Source organism: Pseudomonas sp. ML96 (assembly GCF_000761545.1).
In the GTDB taxonomy this organism is placed as follows: domain Bacteria; phylum Pseudomonadota; class Gammaproteobacteria; order Pseudomonadales; family Pseudomonadaceae; genus Aquipseudomonas.
Map to the genome: position 1 here is coordinate 174,267 of NZ_JPMY01000003.1, position 15,950 is coordinate 190,216.

At 67.2% G+C, this 15,950-nt stretch carries 14 protein-coding genes; 3 read left to right on the forward strand and 11 right to left on the reverse strand.

Annotated features, from left to right (window positions below; genetic code table 11):
- Positions 1-32 precede the first annotated feature (32 nt).
- From IP89_RS02550 to IP89_RS02570, 5 genes are all read right to left on the reverse strand, one after another.
- Positions 33-2,033, reverse strand: a complete 2,001-nt coding sequence (locus tag IP89_RS02550) for a DUF3488 and transglutaminase-like domain-containing protein (protein ID WP_043307403.1) — start codon at positions 2,031-2,033, stop codon at positions 33-35.
- Positions 2,030-2,989 carry a DUF58 domain-containing protein gene (locus IP89_RS02555; RefSeq protein ID WP_043307405.1) on the reverse strand — a complete coding sequence of 320 codons (960 nt, stop codon included), beginning with the start codon at positions 2,987-2,989 and terminating at the stop codon, positions 2,030-2,032. The genes IP89_RS02550 and IP89_RS02555 overlap by 4 nt, the downstream gene beginning before the upstream one ends.
- Positions 2,989-3,906 carry a MoxR family ATPase gene (locus IP89_RS02560; RefSeq protein WP_043307406.1) on the reverse strand — a complete coding sequence of 306 codons (918 nt, stop codon included), beginning with the start codon at positions 3,904-3,906 and terminating at the stop codon, positions 2,989-2,991. Before IP89_RS02560 ends, IP89_RS02555 begins: the two co-directional genes overlap by 1 nt.
- Before the next feature lie 92 nt (positions 3,907-3,998).
- On the reverse strand, positions 3,999-4,604 hold the full coding sequence (locus tag IP89_RS02565; protein ID WP_043307408.1) for a flavin reductase family protein: 606 nt from the start codon (positions 4,602-4,604) through the stop codon (positions 3,999-4,001).
- A gap of 1 nt (position 4,605) precedes the next feature.
- Complete coding sequence (locus IP89_RS02570; RefSeq protein ID WP_043307410.1) at positions 4,606-4,884, reverse strand: lipoprotein; 279 nt, start codon at positions 4,882-4,884, stop codon at positions 4,606-4,608.
- Between the two features lie 130 nt (positions 4,885-5,014).
- On the opposite strand from IP89_RS02570, the gene IP89_RS02575 reads away from it, so the two are divergent.
- The gene (locus IP89_RS02575) at positions 5,015-6,031 is read left to right on the forward strand and encodes a patatin-like phospholipase family protein (RefSeq protein ID WP_043307411.1); all 1,017 of its coding nucleotides are present in this window, start codon (positions 5,015-5,017) and stop codon (positions 6,029-6,031) included.
- A gap of 33 nt (positions 6,032-6,064) precedes the next feature.
- On the opposite strand, the gene IP89_RS02580 is transcribed toward IP89_RS02575, so the two are convergent.
- The 6 genes from IP89_RS02580 to kdpF are packed head-to-tail and all read right to left on the reverse strand — an operon-like array spanning position 6,065 to position 13,876.
- Positions 6,065-6,757 (reverse strand): response regulator, encoded by a 693-nt coding sequence (locus tag IP89_RS02580; protein WP_043307413.1) that lies wholly within the window; start codon positions 6,755-6,757, stop codon positions 6,065-6,067.
- A gap of 2 nt (positions 6,758-6,759) precedes the next feature.
- Complete coding sequence (locus IP89_RS02585; RefSeq protein ID WP_043307415.1) at positions 6,760-9,411, reverse strand: sensor histidine kinase KdpD; 2,652 nt, start codon at positions 9,409-9,411, stop codon at positions 6,760-6,762.
- Positions 9,408-9,983, reverse strand: coding sequence for a potassium-transporting ATPase subunit KdpC (gene kdpC, locus IP89_RS02590; RefSeq protein ID WP_043307417.1), 576 nt, complete (start codon positions 9,981-9,983; stop codon positions 9,408-9,410). The genes IP89_RS02585 and kdpC overlap by 4 nt, the downstream gene beginning before the upstream one ends.
- A gap of 51 nt (positions 9,984-10,034) precedes the next feature.
- On the reverse strand, positions 10,035-12,077 hold the full coding sequence (gene kdpB, locus IP89_RS02595) for a potassium-transporting ATPase subunit KdpB (RefSeq protein ID WP_043307419.1): 2,043 nt from the start codon (positions 12,075-12,077) through the stop codon (positions 10,035-10,037).
- Positions 12,078-12,089: 12 nt separating this feature from the next.
- Positions 12,090-13,778: a potassium-transporting ATPase subunit KdpA gene (gene kdpA / locus IP89_RS02600; RefSeq protein WP_043307421.1), complete on the reverse strand. Its 1,689-nt coding sequence runs from the start codon at positions 13,776-13,778 to the stop codon at positions 12,090-12,092.
- A gap of 8 nt (positions 13,779-13,786) precedes the next feature.
- Positions 13,787-13,876, reverse strand: a complete 90-nt coding sequence (kdpF, locus tag IP89_RS22875; protein ID WP_081963146.1) for a K(+)-transporting ATPase subunit F — start codon at positions 13,874-13,876, stop codon at positions 13,787-13,789.
- A gap of 271 nt (positions 13,877-14,147) precedes the next feature.
- On the opposite strand from kdpF, the gene IP89_RS02605 reads away from it, so the two are divergent.
- Together IP89_RS02605 and IP89_RS02610 are read left to right on the forward strand one after the other, a co-directional pair.
- Positions 14,148-14,882, forward strand: a complete 735-nt coding sequence (locus IP89_RS02605; RefSeq protein WP_052080923.1) for a response regulator — start codon at positions 14,148-14,150, stop codon at positions 14,880-14,882.
- On the forward strand, positions 14,879-15,922 hold the full coding sequence (locus tag IP89_RS02610; protein ID WP_156114975.1) for an ATP-binding protein: 1,044 nt from the start codon (positions 14,879-14,881) through the stop codon (positions 15,920-15,922). Before IP89_RS02605 ends, IP89_RS02610 begins: the two co-directional genes overlap by 4 nt.
- The last annotated feature ends 28 nt before the right edge of the window (positions 15,923-15,950 follow it).

The window sequence follows — 15,950 nt, forward strand, 5'->3', positions numbered from 1 at the left end:
CTACGACGGGCCTGTCGCAGAGCCTATGATTCTTAGCGACGCGTGCTGCGCCACGGTAGCTCACGTCGCAGCTGGCGCAGCAACTGGCGCAAATGCTGCGGTGAGCTGGCCTGCCCGGCATAGCGCTGGGCCTCGAAGGCCTGGGCAAAGGCCGCAATCGCCTGCGCCTGCAACGGCATCAGCGCCGCCGCACGCTCGGCGAAGGCACGCACGCCCTCGCCTCTGTCTCGGCGCAAACCGTGGCGCAGCAACAGTGACTCGTAGCGACGCAACAGCCGCTGCTGCGGGTCACGCTCACGCTGCCAGGGCTTGAACAACCATAGCGCCAGCAGGCCCAGCAGCAGACCACCGCCACCAACTATCGCCAGGGCCAGGCGAGTCCAGTCGAGGGTGCCGAACCAGCGCTGCAGCAAGCCCAATTGCTGCTCACTGCGATAACCCAATACCCAGCGCTGCCAGTTGTAGTTGATGTTATCCCAGGCCAGACGGAGCTCGTTGATCCAACCTACATTGCGATAGCGCAGCGGTGAGAAAGGTGAGTCCTCGAGAAAACTCTCGTCGGCGGCAAACGCATCCTGAGCCCCCATATCGATACGCTCGGGCGCGACCTGGAAGGTTGGATCGACACTGATCCAGCCCTTGCCCTCTTGCCAGTACTCAACCCAAGCGTGTGCGTCCAGCTGCCGAACCGACAGGTAATTTCCCGCGGCATTCAGCTCTCCGCCCTGGTAGCCGGCGACGACCCGTGAGGGAATCCCGGCGGCACGCAGCACGAAGACCATCGCCCCAGCGTAGTGGGCACAGAAGCCCTGGCGGGTCTGGAAGAGGAAATCGTCGATGCTGTCGGCCCCTAGCTGTGGCGGCTTCAAGGTGTAGCCATAGGGCTCGCGGTTGAAGTGCTGCAGCAGCGCACCAACCAGCTCGGCGGGATTGGCGTGCTCGCGCTTGAGCTGCTGCGCCCATTCCCTGCTGCGCGGGTCACCCAACTCCGGCAGTTGCAACGTGCGCTGGCGAATCGCTTCGGGCAGCTCCGGCTCTCGCATCGCCTGGGGCCACGATTGCGCGCGATACATCAGGCTCTGCGTTACCGGTCGACGCGACTCCTGGCGAAAATCATTGCGTTGCACGATGTTGGGTTCGTTGATCAGCCCCACATCCAAGGTAAACAGCCACGGCCTGCCACTGGGCTGCATGACAATGCTGTAGCTCAGCGACTCGCCACGGCCCGACCATACTGGCTTGCCCCACTGCTGAGCACCTCGGGACTGTGACCAGCGCCGGCCATCGAAGTACTCCAGCGTCAGGGCCCGCCAGTACAGCTCGCTGCGTTCGGGCACTTCGCCATCGAAACTGGCGCGGAAGGCCAGCGCAGGAGAACGGCTCAGTTCCGCGATATCTGCAGGCGCCATGCTGTCGGAAATGCCAGTCGTACCCTGTTGTGGATTGGGCAGGCTCCAGAGCGGCCCCAGGCGCGGGAAGAACAGGAACATCAGGAGCATCAACGGCACTGCCTGCAGCATCATCGAAGCCGCCAGCTTCACCGTCGCAGCCGGGCGTTCACCCATGCTGCTCTGCTGCATACCGATCAGCGCGGCAAGCAGCGCGGTAACCGGGAGCAGACTATACAACGCCGACAACAGGCCATCGTCGAAGAGATAACCGGTTACCACCACGAAGAAGCCCAGGAAGATCAACAGCAATGCATCACGCCGGCTACGCAATTCCACCAGTTTGAGGATGAAGGTCGCCACCAGTAGCAGAACCCCACCATCCAGACCGATCAGGCTACCAATCGAGAGAAATGCCGCAGCCCCGGTGACGACCAACAACCCGATACGCTCAAGCCTTGTCGGGAATCGTGCGCGCATACGGAACACCTGCACCCGCCACCCTGCGCAGAGCAGCCACAGGCCTGCGATCCAGAACGGCAGGTGCAGCAGATGCGGCAGGATCACCAGCACCTGAGCCACCAGCAGCCAGGTCAAAGCGATGCGCGGGATAGGCTGGCCTACGGCCGGCTGCGCTGCGCTCATGGCCGCTCCCCGTACAGCGCTAGGGCGCGCAGGCAGGCCTCGCGGTGTCCCTGGCCGAAGTCCGGAGCCAACTCCACCCCCGGCAAGCGCAAGCCGTAGGGCTGCTGGCGGTCATCCAGTTGCAGCACCCAGTAGCACAGGCGCGACAGGCGCTCCTCGACATTGCCGCCGAGCACCTGGAAGTCCAGCCACAGATCGCGGCCGGCCAGCGCGGCGAAATCCTTGACCAGCAGCCCCTGGCCCCGCGAGAACGCCTTCCAGTGCAGACGCCGCTTGGAGTCGCCGGGCTGGTAGCTACGCAGCCCCTGATAATCATCAGCCCCCTGCCCCGTAGCGCGGCGGCCTTCGTCTTCCTCGTCGGCGGCACCATCGGCCGCCAAGGGCAGATCACCCTGCAGTGGTCGCGGATAGACCAGCACCGACTGGTCCAGATCGACCCAGCTCCAGGCCACCAGAATACCTAGCGGGAAGTGGCTCTCCACGCGCATGCGCTCAGGGCGCAGCCAGCCACGCCGCGTGGCAGACAGGCTCAGCTCGCACTCACGCAGGCCATCCGCCGGCACATCCGCAACCTGCAATGCCTGGGGCGGCCAGCCGAGGCCGATGGCCATGTGCTCGCGCCCCGCACTTTCCAGGCGCACGCGAAAACGGGCCTGCTCGCCGACGAATACCGCACCACTGGCCCCGGCCTTGAGAATGAGTCCGGCGAAATTACGGTAGGTATGCAGGATCGCGACTACGAATACCGCCGCCAGCAGGAAGGTCAGGCCGTAGGCCAGGCTGTTCTCGTAGTTGATGCCGGCCAGCAGCATCAGCACCAACACCACCGTGAAGGCCGCGCCAACCCAGTCGGGCATGATGAAGATGCGCTTCTGGTCGAGCTGTACCTGGGCGGCAGCGGGAATGCGCCGCACCACCCAGCGCCGCCAGCGCGCCTTGAGCGAAGTGGGCAACATCACACCGCCGCGACTTCGCGCAGCAACCACTGCACCAGTGAGCCGCCACCGTGGCCGGTCGGATCGGCGCGCTCGCGCAGACGATGGCCGACCACCGATGGCAGCACCGCCTGCACGTCCTCGGGGATCACGTAGTCGCGATTGGCCAGGAAGGCCCAGGCGCGAGCCGCCGCCAGCAGAGCCAGGCTGGCGCGTGGCGACAGGCCCCAGGCGAACTGTGGCTCGCTACGGGTCGCCTCGACCAGGCGCAGCACATAGTCGACCAGCGCATCGCTGGTGCGCACCTGCGGAATCAGCGCCTGGATAGCCGCCAGCTCGGCATGGTCGAGAATCGGCTCCAGACGCGGCAGGATTTCCCGGCGCGCCTCGCCCAGCAGCAGCGCGCGCTCGGCAGCACGTGCTGGATAACCAAGGGATAGCCGCATAAGGAAGCGGTCCAGCTGCGATTCCGGCAAGGCGAAGGTGCCGCCAGAGCTGACCGGATTCTGCGTGGCGATGACGAAGAACGGCTCGGGCAGCGGCCGGGTCGCGCCTTCGATGGTCACCTGGCCCTCCTCCATGGCCTCCAGCAGAGCGCTCTGGCTCTTCGGCGTAGCGCGGTTGATCTCATCCGCCAGTACCAGCTCGGCGAAGATCGGCCCTGGATGGAAAACGAACTGCCCGCTGTCCTTGTCGAACACCGAAGTGCCGAGGATGTCACCAGGCAGCAGGTCGGAGGTGAACTGGATACGCTGGAAGCTCAACCCCAGCACCCGCGCCAAGGCGTGACTGAGGGTGGTCTTGCCCATGCCGGGCAGATCCTCGATCAGCAAGTGCCCGCGCGCCAGCAAGCAGGTCAGCGCCAGGCGTACCTGTGGCTCCTTGCCCAGCAGTACCTGATTGACCTCGTGCAGTACCGCATCCAGTTTCGTCCGCATCGCTCGCTCCTGTTCCAATTCAGCGATGCTACTGGCCGCCGCCGCGCGGGCAAAGCATCAAGAAACAGTTGCTCACGAAACTGTGCGGCGAGTCAGGGGCGCTGCATGCGGAACACATCGCGGGTACGGGTATAGGCCGAGCCACCGAGGCGGCCAATCAGGTCCAGTTGCAGCGGATCGATGCGACCGTCGGCATCGAGCACCGCATCGTCGATATGTGCCAGCAGCACCTCGGCGAAGATCAGGTGGCAATTCGGCGCCTGTCGCGGGTACGGCTGAATCTCCGCGACCCTGCACTCAAAGGCGATCGGCGCCCCCGCCACCCGCAGCGGCGCGACACGCTGCGAGGGTTGGCTGGCGATGCTGCAGTGGGCGAACTCACTCTGGCCATAGGCCAGGTTGGCGGCCGAGGCGTTCATCGCTTCCGCCTGGGCCATGCCAACCAGCTGGATCACCAGCTCGCCCGTGTCCCCGGCATTGCGCAGGGTGTCCTTGAGACTGCCGTCGCCACGGGTGCCGACGTTGACCATCAGGGTCGGCGGCTCGTCGCTGATCACCTGGAAGAAGCTGAATGGCGCCAGATTGTCGATGCCGTCGCGCGAGCGGGTCGAGACCCAGGCGATGGGCCTGGGCGTAACGCTGGAGGCCAGCCAGCGATAGGCCTCCAGGGGTGCCAGCGTGGTGAAGTCCAATTGCATATCAGCGACCGGCTCGCGACTCGCGAATGTAGAAGCGCGCCTTCTCGGCATTCTTGGTGCAGCTCTCGTAGCCCTCGAACTGCTGCGAGGTCTTGGCTCCGGTCAGCAGGGTCACCGCCTTCGAATAGCTGACAGTACCGGCGAAGCCTTCGGCCTTGGCCAGGTCCAGCTCGTGCCAGGCGCTGTCCAGTTGGTTGGCACAGCTGTCACGGTAGGCTGTCTTGGCGGCGCAACCGGTCAGGACCAGCAATGCAGAGGCAAAAAGGACGACTTTTTTCATGATTATTCTCCAGGGTACTGAGTTCGCTTGGACGCCAACGCAGCGGCAAAGTGCCGGTGGATTCTAGCAAAGCCCGCTTGGCTCGGCCGCTCTGGGCGGGTATGTTCGGGGCATTCTCGGGGAGATCGGTATGAGCAAGAAAGTGGCCCTGGTATTGGGCTCGGGTGGTGCGCGCGGCTATGCGCACATCGGTGTGATCGAAGAGCTGGAGGCGCGAGGTTACGAGATCGGCTGCATCGCCGGTTGTTCGATGGGCGCGGTGATCGGTGGCATCTACGCCGCCGGCAAGTTGCGCGAGTACCGCGAGTGGACGGAGAGCCTGGACTACCTGGACGTGCTGCGCCTGCTCGACGTCAGCTTCCGCCTCGGCGCCATCCGCGGCGAGAAGGTGTTCGGCAAGATCCACGAGATCGTCGGCGAGATCGACATCGAGCAACTGGCGATCCCCTACACCGCCGTCGCCACTGACCTCACCAACCAGCAGGAAATCTGGTTCCAGGAAGGCTGCCTGCACAAGGCCATGCGCGCCTCGGCGGCCATCCCCAGTCTATTCACCCCGGTCATGCAGGGCTCGCGCATGCTGGTCGATGGCGGCCTGCTCAATCCGCTGCCGATCGTGCCGGTGGTATCCAGCCATTGCGACTTAGTGGTGGCGGTCAACCTCAACTCGCTGAACCAGAAGCACTACCAGCTGCCGGTGATCGAGCGGCCTGCGGCGATCAAGGGCAAGATCGACCAGTTGATGGGCTCGCTAAGCACCAAACTGTCGTTCCTGCGCCGCGAAACGGACGAAGAGGAAGAAGGCGAGCTGCTGGTGGAAAGCGAAGCGCCCAACCCCTGGCTGGACAACAGCCGCGTGGCCAAGGCCGAGGTCGACACCGAGGCCTCGCCCAAGTCGGCCAGCAATTCCCATGTGATCGGCAACGTCGGCCCGGCCTCGCTGCTGGAGTTGGTCAACCAGAGCTTCGAGACCATGCAGACCTCGCTGGCCCAGTACAAGATCGCCGGCTACCCGCCGGACATCCTGATCAACGTGCCCAAGCGCGTGTGCCGCTTCTTCGAGTTCCACAAAGCGCCGGAGCTGATCCAGCTCGGCCGGCAGATCGCCGCCGATACCCTGGACAAGTACGAGGAGGAGCACGCGTAGCCCAGGCTATGCGTTCAGAACCTGTATAGGCTCTCAGAGCTCCAGCAGGCGGTAACCGACACCGGCTTCGGTGACGATGAAACGCGGCGCCGCCGGGTCGTCACCGAGCTTCTGCCGCAGATGGCCGACCACTACGCGCAGGTAGTGGCTGTCCTCGACATGGGTCGGGCCCCAGATGTCCTTGAGCAGCTGTTGCTGGGTCACCACCCGCCCCAGATGCCGCGCGAGCATGGCCAGCACCGCGTACTCCTTGCGCGTCAACGCCACCTCGGCGCCCGCCAGCGTCACCCGTCGATAGGCGAAGTCCACCTGTAGCGAGCCGCTCTGCGCAGCTGCCTCCTGCGGCTCGCCCGCAGCACCCTGGCGCAGCAGCGCACGTACCCGGGCGAGGAACTCCTGAATGCCGAAGGGCTTGGTCACATAGTCGTTGGCACCGCTGTCCAGCGCCTTGACCTTCTCGCCCTCGCTGGCGCGCACCGAGAGCACCAGTACCGGCACCTGCGACCATTCACGCAGCTCGCTGAGCACCTGCTGGCCGTCCTTGTCCGGCAGGCCGAGATCGAGCACCACCAGGTCCGGCCGCTCCAGCGCAGCCTGGGCCAGGCCGTCGCTGCCGCTGCCCGCCTCCAGCACGCGGTAGCCCTGGGCGTTGAGGCTGATGCGCAGGAACTTGCGAATCTGCGCCTCGTCGTCGATCACCAGGATGGTCGTGGCATTGCTGGCCATACCTACTCTTCCTCGAGCTGGGGTTGCGGATGCAGCGGCAAGTGCAGGACCAAGCTTGCACCGCGGCCATCCAGGCCCTCGCCCACCGTGACCCGGCCGCCGTGGGCGCCGAGCATGCCCTGGCAGATCGCCAGGCCCAGGCCGGTGCCCTGGCCGCCGCGATCGCCCCTGGCTGCGGTATAGAACATATCGAAGATCCTCTCCCGCTCCGCCTCCGGAATGCCGGGGCCCTGGTCGCTGACCGAGAAGCGCAGTTCCTCCGCATCACAGTCCACCGCCACCCGCAGGCGCCCATGCGCTGGCGAGAAGCGCGCGGCGTTCTCCAGCACATTGACCAGCGCCTGCTCGATCAACGCCGCATGTACGTAGAGCAGCGGCAACTGCGCCGGTACCTGCAACTCGACCTGCAGCGGCGCCAGTACCGGACGCAGGCGCTGTGCGGCGCTGGAGACGATATCCGCCGGCGCCACCCAGTCGCGCGCCAGCTTGAGGCCGCCGTGGCCGAGGCGAGTCATATCGAGCAGGTTCTGGATGTAACGGTCCAGCCGTTCGGCCTCGTCGCGGGTGCCTTCGAGCAACTCGCGGCGGTCGGCCAGGGGAATCTGCTCGCCCAGGGCCAGCAGGCTGTCGATGGAGCCGCGCATGGCCGTCAGTGGCGTACGCAGGTCGTGGGACACCGAGGCCAGCAGCGCGCTGCGCAGCTCCTCGGTCTGCCCATGCAGGCGCGCTGCCTCCAGGTCCGCCGCCAGCTGGGCGCGCTCCAGGGCCTGGGCCAGCGGCTGGCCGAGGGCGGCAATCAGCCGGCGCTGCTCCGGGGTCAGCGGTCGCTCGTCCTTCGGCGCTATGCCAAGCAGGGCCAGCGGCCCCTCCTCGCCGGCCAGAGGCCACCACCACCAGCGCCCGCCCGGCAGGGTACCGGTGCCGAGCCCGGCGGGCTGGGCGTGCTGCCAAGACCAATCGGCGGCGGCGCGTTCCTGCTCGGTGAGCAGGCGCTGCACGCCAGCCTCGTTCTTCCACACGCCATCGCGGCCGCGCGACTGCAGGCTGATCTCGATCTCCTGCCATTGGCCGAACTGCTGGGTGGCAGCGGAGAACACCGCCTGGCGATCGGTGGCCACGGTCAGCTTGCGCGACAGGTCGAGCAGCGCCGTGGTCTCCGCCTGGGTCTGACGCAGCGCTTGCAACTGACGGCGCTGGCGGCTGGCCAGATTGCCGGTCAAACCGGCCATCAGCAGGAAAAACAGCAGAGTCAGCACGTCCTGCTGGCGGTCGATCTTCAGCGACAACAGCGGCTCGATGAACAGCAGGTTGTAGGCCAGGAACGACAGTCCGGCGCAGAGCAGCGCCGGGCCCAGGGAACTGCGTACCGCCACCACCAGCACGGCGGCGAGGAAGATCAGCGAGATGTTCGGCAACTGCACCAGCTGCGCCAGGCCCAGAGCAGCGCTGCTGGCCACGGCGGTCGCCAGGGGCGCCAGCAAATAGTCACGCCAGGCCAGCGGTGCGCGCGCCCGGGGTCGCGCCGGCGCCAGCTCAGCCTCGGTGTCCAGCACACTGATCTCCAGGCCCTTGCCGGCGGCCAGCAGGCGCTCAGCCAGACCGCGACCGAAGCGCCAGCGCCGACGCAGACGCTGACGGCTGCGGCCGACCAGAATCAGGCTGGCGCGGCGCTCGTGGGCATGCGCGATCAGGGTGCTGGCCACTTCGCCGGCGCGCAGGTTGACCACCTCGCCGCCCAGGCGCTCGGCCAGCTGCTGGGCCGCCTGCAGGTTGCCCAGGCGCTCCTCGTCGCGCGGGCCACCGGTGTCCACGTGCACCACCGACCAGGGCAGATGGCGGCGTTCGGCAACCCGGCTGGCGTGGCGCACCAGGCGCTCGGCCTGGCCGTCACCGTCGATGCCAACCAGCAGGCGGCCGCGCACGCTCGGCGCCTCCTGGCCCTGCTGGCGATAGCGGCGGTTGAGGTCGGCATCCACCCGCGCGGCGGCGGTGTGCATCGCCAGCTCGCGCAATGCGGTGAGGTTGGTCTGCGAGAAGAACGCGTCGATGGCCGCACGCGCCTGCTCCGGCACGTACACCTTGCCCTCGCGCAGGCGTTCGAGCAGCTCGCGCGGCGGCAGGTCGATCAGCAGGATCTCGTCGGCCTCCTGCAGCACCCAGTCGGGCAGAGTCTCGCGCACCTGCACGCCAGTGATGTCGCGGACCTGGTCATTGAGCGCCTCGAGGTGCTGCACATTGACCGTGGTGTACACGTCGATGCCAGCGGTGAGCAGTTCCTGCACGTCCTGCCAACGCTTGGCGTGGCGGCTGCCGGGGGCGTTGCTGTGGGCCAGCTCATCCACCAGCACCAACTGCGGCGGCTTGGCCAGCAGGCCATCGAGGTCCATTTCCTGCAGCGGCCGCTCGCGGTATTCCACGCGCTTGAGCGGCTGTTGCGGCAGGCCGGTGAGCATCGCCTCGGTTTCCGCGCGGCCATGGGTCTCGACCACGCCAACGCGCAGGTCGACGCCCTGGCGCAACTGCGCCTGCGCCGCCTGCAGCATGGCGTAGGTCTTGCCTACGCCAGGTGCCGCGCCGAGGAAGACCTTCAGCCGGCCGCGGCCCTCACGGGGCATCTCGGCCAGCAATGCATCGGCGCGTAGCGCATCACTCATGGGCTGTTCTCGTTCACGGCGAAGGCGCGATTGTCCGCCAGTGCCAGGTTCAGCGCCAGCACGTTGACCACGTCGGGACCGACCAGCGAGCGCTCGATGTGCTGCTCGATCAGCCGCTCAAGACTGGCACTTGGCAAATGCCGGGCAGCGGCGATGCGCGCCACCTGCCAGCGCGCAGCGGCCGGTGACAGATGCGGGTCGAGACCACTGGCCGAGGTGGTGACCAGCTCCAGCGGCACCGGAGCACTGCCCTCGCCCAGTAGACGTTGGGCATCCTTGGCGACGCGCTCGGCCAGGGCCGGGTTGCTCTGCGCCAGGTTGCTGGCGCCGCTGGCCACGGTGGCGAAACCGGCTGCCGAGGGACGCGGCTGGAACCACTGCGCGCCTTCGAAGTTCTGCGCCAGCAGCGCGCTGCCGAGCAGCTTGCCCTGCTCGTCACGCAGCAGGCTGCCGTTGGCCTGCTCGGGGAAGGCCACCTGGGCCACGGTGGTGACCAGCAGCGGATAGGCCACGCCGGTGATCAGGGTCATCAGGCCAAGGATGCCGAGGGCCGGACGGAGTTGCTTGAACATGTCGTTTCTCCAGTAATTCGGGACCGCCCCGGCAGCCGGGGCGGCTCGGGGTCAGACCAGACCGAGGCTGGTCAGCAGCACGTCGATCAGCTTGATGCCCACGAAGGGCGCGAGGATGCCGCCCAGGCCGTAGATCAACAGGTTTCGGCCCAGCAGGCTGGCCGCATCGGCCGCCTCTACACGCACACCGCGCAGGGCCAGGGGGATCAGCGCGATGATGATCAACGCGTTGAACACGATGGCCGAGAGGATGGCGCTCTGCGGGCTGTGCAGCTGCATGAGGTTGAGTGCACCTAGCTGCGGGTAGATACCGGCGAACAGCGCCGGCAGGATGGCGAAGTACTTGGCCACGTCGTTAGCCACCGAGAAGGTGGTCAGCGCGCCACGGGTCACCAGCAGCTCCTTGCCCACCTGCACTACGTCCAGCAGCTTGGTCGGATCTGAGTCCAGGTCCACCAGGTTGGCGGCCTCGCGGGCGGCCTGGGTGCCGTCGTTCATCGCCAGGCCGACGTCGGCCTGGGCCAGTGCCGGGGCGTCGTTGGCGCCGTCGCCACACATGGCCACCAGCTTGCCGTCGGCCTGCTCGCTGCGGATGCGCTGCAGTTTCTTCTCTGGCGTAGCCTCAGCGATCACGTCATCCACACCGGCCTCGGCGGCGATGGCCGCAGCGGTCAGCGGGTTGTCACCGGTGACCATCACGGTGCGGATGCCCAGCTGGCGCAGCTCGGCGAAGCGCTCGCGGATGCCCGGCTTGACCACGTCCTTGAGGTGGATGGCGCCGAGCAGGCGATTGTCACCGGCCACCAGCAACGGCGTGCCGCCGCTCTGGGCGATCTTGTCGACTTCGCGCGCAAGATGCTCGGGCATCTCCTCACGGCCCATACCCAGGTACAGCAGTACGGCGTCCACCGCACCCTTGCGGAAGCTGCGGCCGTTCCAGTCGGCGCCGGACAGGCGCGTCTCGGCGCTGAAGGCGATGCCACGCACCGAGCCACGCTCCGGCGCTTCCACCGGACTGAGGCCGCGCAGGTATTCGACGATGGACTTGCCCTCGGCCGTGTCGTCGGCCAGCGAGGCCAGCAGCGCCGCCTCGGCCAGGTCGCGACCGTTGACGCCCGGCGCCTTGACCAGCGCGCTGCAGCGGCGGTTACCGAAGGTGATAGTGCCGGTCTTGTCCAGCAGCAGGGTGTGCACATCCCCCGCCGCTTCCACCGCACGACCGGACTTGGCGATCACATTGAGACGCACCAGTCGATCCATGCCGGCGATGCCGATGGCCGAAAGCAGGCCGCCGATGGTGGTCGGAATCAGCGTCACCAGCAGCGCCACCAGGTACACCAGCGGCAGGTCGCCGCCGGCATAGCGGGCGAACGGCTGCAGGGTGGCCACCACCAGCAGGAAGATCAGGGTCAGGCCGATCAGCAGGATGTCCAGCGCCACCTCGTTCGGCGTCTTCTGCCGCTTGGCGCCCTCGACCAGGGCGATCATGCGGTCCAGGGTCGATTCGCCCGGGTTGGCGGTGATCTGCACCAGCAGCCAGTCCGACACCACGCGGGTGTTGCCGGTGACCGCCGAGCGGTCGCCGCCGGACTCGCGGATCACTGGCGCGGACTCACCGGTGATCGCCGCCTCGTTGACCGCAGCGATGCCCTCGATCACCTCGCCATCACCGGGGATCAACTCGCCAGCCTCGACACGCACGATATCGCCACGGCGCAGCTGGCTGGCGGCCACTGCCTGGAACTGCGCGCCGACCTTGCGCCGCGCAGTCAGGCCCTGACTGCCGGCCTTGAGGCTGTCGGCGCGGGCCTTGCCGCGGCCCTCGGCCAGGGCCTCGGCGAAGTTGGCGAAGAGCACGGTGAACCACAGCCACAGGGCGATCTGCACGGCCAGGCCGACGCTCACCGCAGGGTTGGGAATGAAGCACAGCACGGTGGTGAGGATGGCGGTCAGCTCGACCACCAGCATCACCGGCGCTCGCTTGAGCTGGCGCGGATCGAGTTTGACGAAGGCCTGCTTCAGCGCCGGTTGCCACAGCGCCTGGAAGCTGGTCTTGGAGGTTTGCGCACTGGGTACGCGAGTGGGGGCATTCATCATGGTTCTCCCTTAGAACGCCAGTTGTTCAGCCAGCGGGCCCAGGGCCAGCGCGGGCAGGAAGGTCAGGCCGCCGACCAGCAGGATGGTCAGGGTCAGCAGGGTGACGAACAGCGGGCCGTGGGTGGGGAAGCTGTTGTCGCCCAGTGGGGCGCGCTTCTTCGCCGCCAGGCTGCCGGCGATGGCGAGGATCGGCAGGATGTAGCCGAAGCGCCCGAGCAGCATGGCCAGGCCGATCAGCAGGTTGTGGAACGCCGTATTGGCACCGAAGCCGCCGAAGGCCGAGCCGTTGTTGGCGGTGCCCGAGGTGTAGGCGTACAGCGCCTGGCTGAAACCGTGCGGGCCGGGGTTGCTGATCGAGGCCGCAGGACCCGGCAGGCTCACAGCCAGGGCGCAGAACACCAGTACGCCAACCGGCATCACCAGCAGGGTCGCCACCAGCAGGCGCACCTCGCGGGCCTCCAGCTTCTTGCCCAGATATTCGGGGGTGCGGCCGATCATCAGGCCGGCGAGGAACACAGCGATCAACACGAACAGCAGCATGCCGTAGAGGCCGGCGCCGACGCCGCCGAAGATCACTTCGCCGAGCATCATGTTGAACATCGGGATCATGCCGCCGATGGCGCTGAAGCTGTCGTGCATGGCGTTGACCGAGCCGTTGGATGCGGCCGTGGTGGTCACCGCCCAAAGCGCCGAGGCGGCGACGCCGAAGCGGCTCTCCTTGCCTTCCAGCGAGCCGGCCTGCTCGATCGGCAACGCCGCCAGCGCCGGGTTCGGCTGGTATTCGGCCCACAGGGTGATACCCAGGCCGATGAGGAACAGGATCAGCATGCTGGCGAGGATCGCGCGACTCTGGCGCAGGTCCTTGACGTAGTGGCCGAAGCTGAACACCAGTGCCACCGGAATCAGGATGATCGCCGCCAGTTCCAGCAGGTTGCTCAGCGCCGTGGGGTTCTCGAACGGGTGCGCCGAGTTCACGCCGAAGAATCCGCCACCGTTGGTGCCGAGCTGCTTGATGGCGATCTGGCTGGCCGCAGGACCGAGCGGGATGGTCTGGTCGGTGCCCATCAGGGTCTTGGCCTGGGCGTAGTCCATGAAGGTCTGCGGCACGCCCTGCCAGACCAGCAGCAGCGCCAGGACCACGCAGAACGGCAGCAGGCCGTAGAGGGTGGCGCGGGTCAGATCGACCCAGAAGTTGCCGATGCCAGCGCTGGACTTGCGCGAGATGCCGCGGGCGAAGGCCACCAGGATGGCCAGGCCCACCGCCGGGCTGACGAAGTTCTGCACGGTCAGGCCGACCATCTGGCTGAAATAGCTCAGCGCTGCTTCACCGCTGTAGGCCTGCCAGTTGGTGTTGGCGACGAAACTCACCGCGGTGTTGAACGCCAGGGTCCACTCCAGGCCCGGCAGCTGCTGCGGATTGAGCGGCAGCAGACCCTGCAGCAGGAGGATGGCGAACAGCAGCACCAGGCTGGCCAGGGTGAAGGCCAGCAGCGCCAGGGTATAGGTCTTCCAGTCCTGATCGGACTTGGCGTCGACGCCGGCGACCTTGTAGCAGAGCCGCTCCACCGGCCCCAACAACGGGGTCAGCAGAGTCCGCTCGCCTTCCATGGCGCGGTACAGGTAACGTCCCAGCCAGGGCGCGGGCGCCAGTACCAGGACGAAAAAGGCCAGGATCAGGCCATAGTCTTGAAGTTGCATGGGGCCTCCTAGCCGCGCTCGGCGCGTAGCAGCGCCACCAGCAGGTAGATGAACAGCCCCAGGGCCAGGCCCAGGGACACCCCGTCGAGAATGCTCATGTGATCGCTCCGTAATGCGGGCTACGCCGCCTTGGGAGGATTCTTCGCCCGATGGGCGTAAAGGAGCGATTCCACAACCGGGCGTGGGTTATAAAGAAGGCGTAAAGAATGCGGCCGGCAGCTTTGTATCGCGGCTGATACATGCCCGACACGCCACCGACACCTGATCCGCCGAACATGGCGCTGGGCGGCGCCAGCCGAGGCCTTCGGCCGGTTAGAATGTGCTGCCCTCCTCCCCGCCCGCAGTTTGGAGCCCGTTACGGTGCATGCAATGACCGCCCGCGAAGCGCGCCCGCGCACGACCCGCGCCCTGATCGTCGATGACAACCTGGAGCTGCGCGAGCTGCTGGGCGGCTATCTGACCCGTTTCAACATCGACAGCGAGGCCGTCGGCGATGGCAGCGCGATGCGCCGTGCGCTGGCCGACAGCCACTTCGACGTGATCATCCTCGACCTCATGCTGCCCGGCGAAGACGGCCTGGCGCTGTGCCGCGAGCTGCGCGCCAGCTCCGACATCCCGATCCTGATGCTGACCGCGCGCTGCGAGCCCACCGACCGCATCATCGGCCTGGAACTGGGCGCCGACGACTACATGGCCAAGCCCTTCGAGCCGCGCGAACTGGTGGCGCGTATCCAGACCATCCTCCGTCGCGTGCGCGACGATCGCAGCGCGCCACGCGAAGAGCCACGCGCCAACCTGCGCTTCGACGGCTGGACCCTGCACTGCGTGCTGCGTCAACTGCAGTCGCCGGACGGCCTGGTCGTACCGCTGTCGAACGCCGAGTTCCGCCTGCTCTGGGTGTTCCTCGAGCGCCCACGCCGGGTGCTCAGCCGCGAGCAGTTGCTGGACGAGGCGCGCGGCCGCTCCATCGAAGCCTTCGACCGCAGCATCGATCTGCTGGTCTCGCGCCTGCGCCAGAAGCTCGGCGACGACCCGCGCAGCCCGGCGCTGATCAAGACCGTGCGCGGCGAGGGCTACCTGTTCGACGCCGCCGAGATTCGCTGATGCGCCGCGCCGACAGCCTGTTCGCCCGCCTGTTCGGTGTGTTCCTCGTCGCCATCGTGCTCGCCCATGTACTGGCCTTTACCTGGTACCACTACTACGGTCACCCGCCGCCACCGCCTCCCCCCCCGCCAGAACATCTCGCCCAGATGGGTCCCCACATGCCGCCACCGGGCCCACCGCCCGGACCGAGAGGCTTCTTCGGCGGCCCGCTGGTGCCGCTGGCATTCCAGATGCTGACCCTGATCGCCGCCGCCTGGTACGGTGCACGCCTGCTCAGCCGGCCGATCCAGCACCTGTCCGACGCGGCGGAGCGCCTCAGCGACGACCTGGACAGCCCGCCACTGCAAGAGAGCGGCCCCAAGGAGGCGCGTCAGGCGGCGCATGCCTTCAACCTGATGCAGCAGCGCATCCGCGAGCAGGTACAGCAGCGCGCGCGCATGCTCGCGGCCGTCTCCCACGACCTGCGTACGCCACTGGCGCGCCTCAAGCTGCGCGTCGAGCAGATCCCCAACGCCCACCTGCGGGCGCGCATGGGCCAGGACCTGGGGGAAATGATCGGCATGCTCGACGCCACCCTCAGCTACCTGCACGAGCAGCGCAGCACCGAGGCCCTGCAATGGCTGGACCTGCAGGCGCTGCTCGAATCCATGGTCGAGGATGCCCAGGACCGCGGCGCCCAGGTCAGCTTCCACGGCCATTGCGCCCCGCTGCGCGCCCAGCCCCTGGCGCTGCGCTCGTGCATCAGCAACCTGCTGGAGAACGCCCTGCGCTACGCCGGGCATGCCTCAGTCGAGCTGCACGACGGCCGCGAGCATATCGAGGTACGGGTGATCGACCAGGGGCCGGGGATCCCCATCGAACAACGCGAGGCAGTGTTCGAGGCCTTCTTCCGTGTCGAGGGCTCGCGCAATCGCAGCTCCGGCGGCGTCGGCCTGGGCCTGACCATTGCCCGCGAGGCCGCCAGGCGCCAGGGCGGCGATATCCAGCTGGCAGAGACCGAAGGCGGCGGCCTGACTGCCATCCTGCACCTGCCACGCTGAACGCCGTTGTAGAGGCACTGATACAAAG

Coding starts and splice junctions, on each gene's coding strand:
- IP89_RS02550 (WP_043307403.1), bottom strand. CDS start 2,033: ATGAGCGCAGCGCAGCCGGCCGTAGGCCAGCCTATCCCGCGCATCGCT.
- IP89_RS02555 (WP_043307405.1), bottom strand. CDS start 2,989: ATGTTGCCCACTTCGCTCAAGGCGCGCTGGCGGCGCTGGGTGGTGCGG.
- IP89_RS02560 (WP_043307406.1), bottom strand. CDS start 3,906: ATGCGGACGAAACTGGATGCGGTACTGCACGAGGTCAATCAGGTACTG.
- IP89_RS02565 (WP_043307408.1), bottom strand. CDS start 4,604: ATGCAATTGGACTTCACCACGCTGGCACCCCTGGAGGCCTATCGCTGG.
- IP89_RS02570 (WP_043307410.1), bottom strand. CDS start 4,884: ATGAAAAAAGTCGTCCTTTTTGCCTCTGCATTGCTGGTCCTGACCGGT.
- IP89_RS02575 (WP_043307411.1), top strand. CDS start 5,015: ATGAGCAAGAAAGTGGCCCTGGTATTGGGCTCGGGTGGTGCGCGCGGC.
- IP89_RS02580 (WP_043307413.1), bottom strand. CDS start 6,757: ATGGCCAGCAATGCCACGACCATCCTGGTGATCGACGACGAGGCGCAG.
- IP89_RS02585 (WP_043307415.1), bottom strand. CDS start 9,411: ATGAGTGATGCGCTACGCGCCGATGCATTGCTGGCCGAGATGCCCCGT.
- kdpC (WP_043307417.1), bottom strand. CDS start 9,983: ATGTTCAAGCAACTCCGTCCGGCCCTCGGCATCCTTGGCCTGATGACC.
- kdpB (WP_043307419.1), bottom strand. CDS start 12,077: ATGAATGCCCCCACTCGCGTACCCAGTGCGCAAACCTCCAAGACCAGC.
- kdpA (WP_043307421.1), bottom strand. CDS start 13,778: ATGCAACTTCAAGACTATGGCCTGATCCTGGCCTTTTTCGTCCTGGTA.
- kdpF (WP_081963146.1), bottom strand. CDS start 13,876: ATGAGCATTCTCGACGGGGTGTCCCTGGGCCTGGCCCTGGGGCTGTTC.
- IP89_RS02605 (WP_052080923.1), top strand. CDS start 14,148: ATGACCGCCCGCGAAGCGCGCCCGCGCACGACCCGCGCCCTGATCGTC.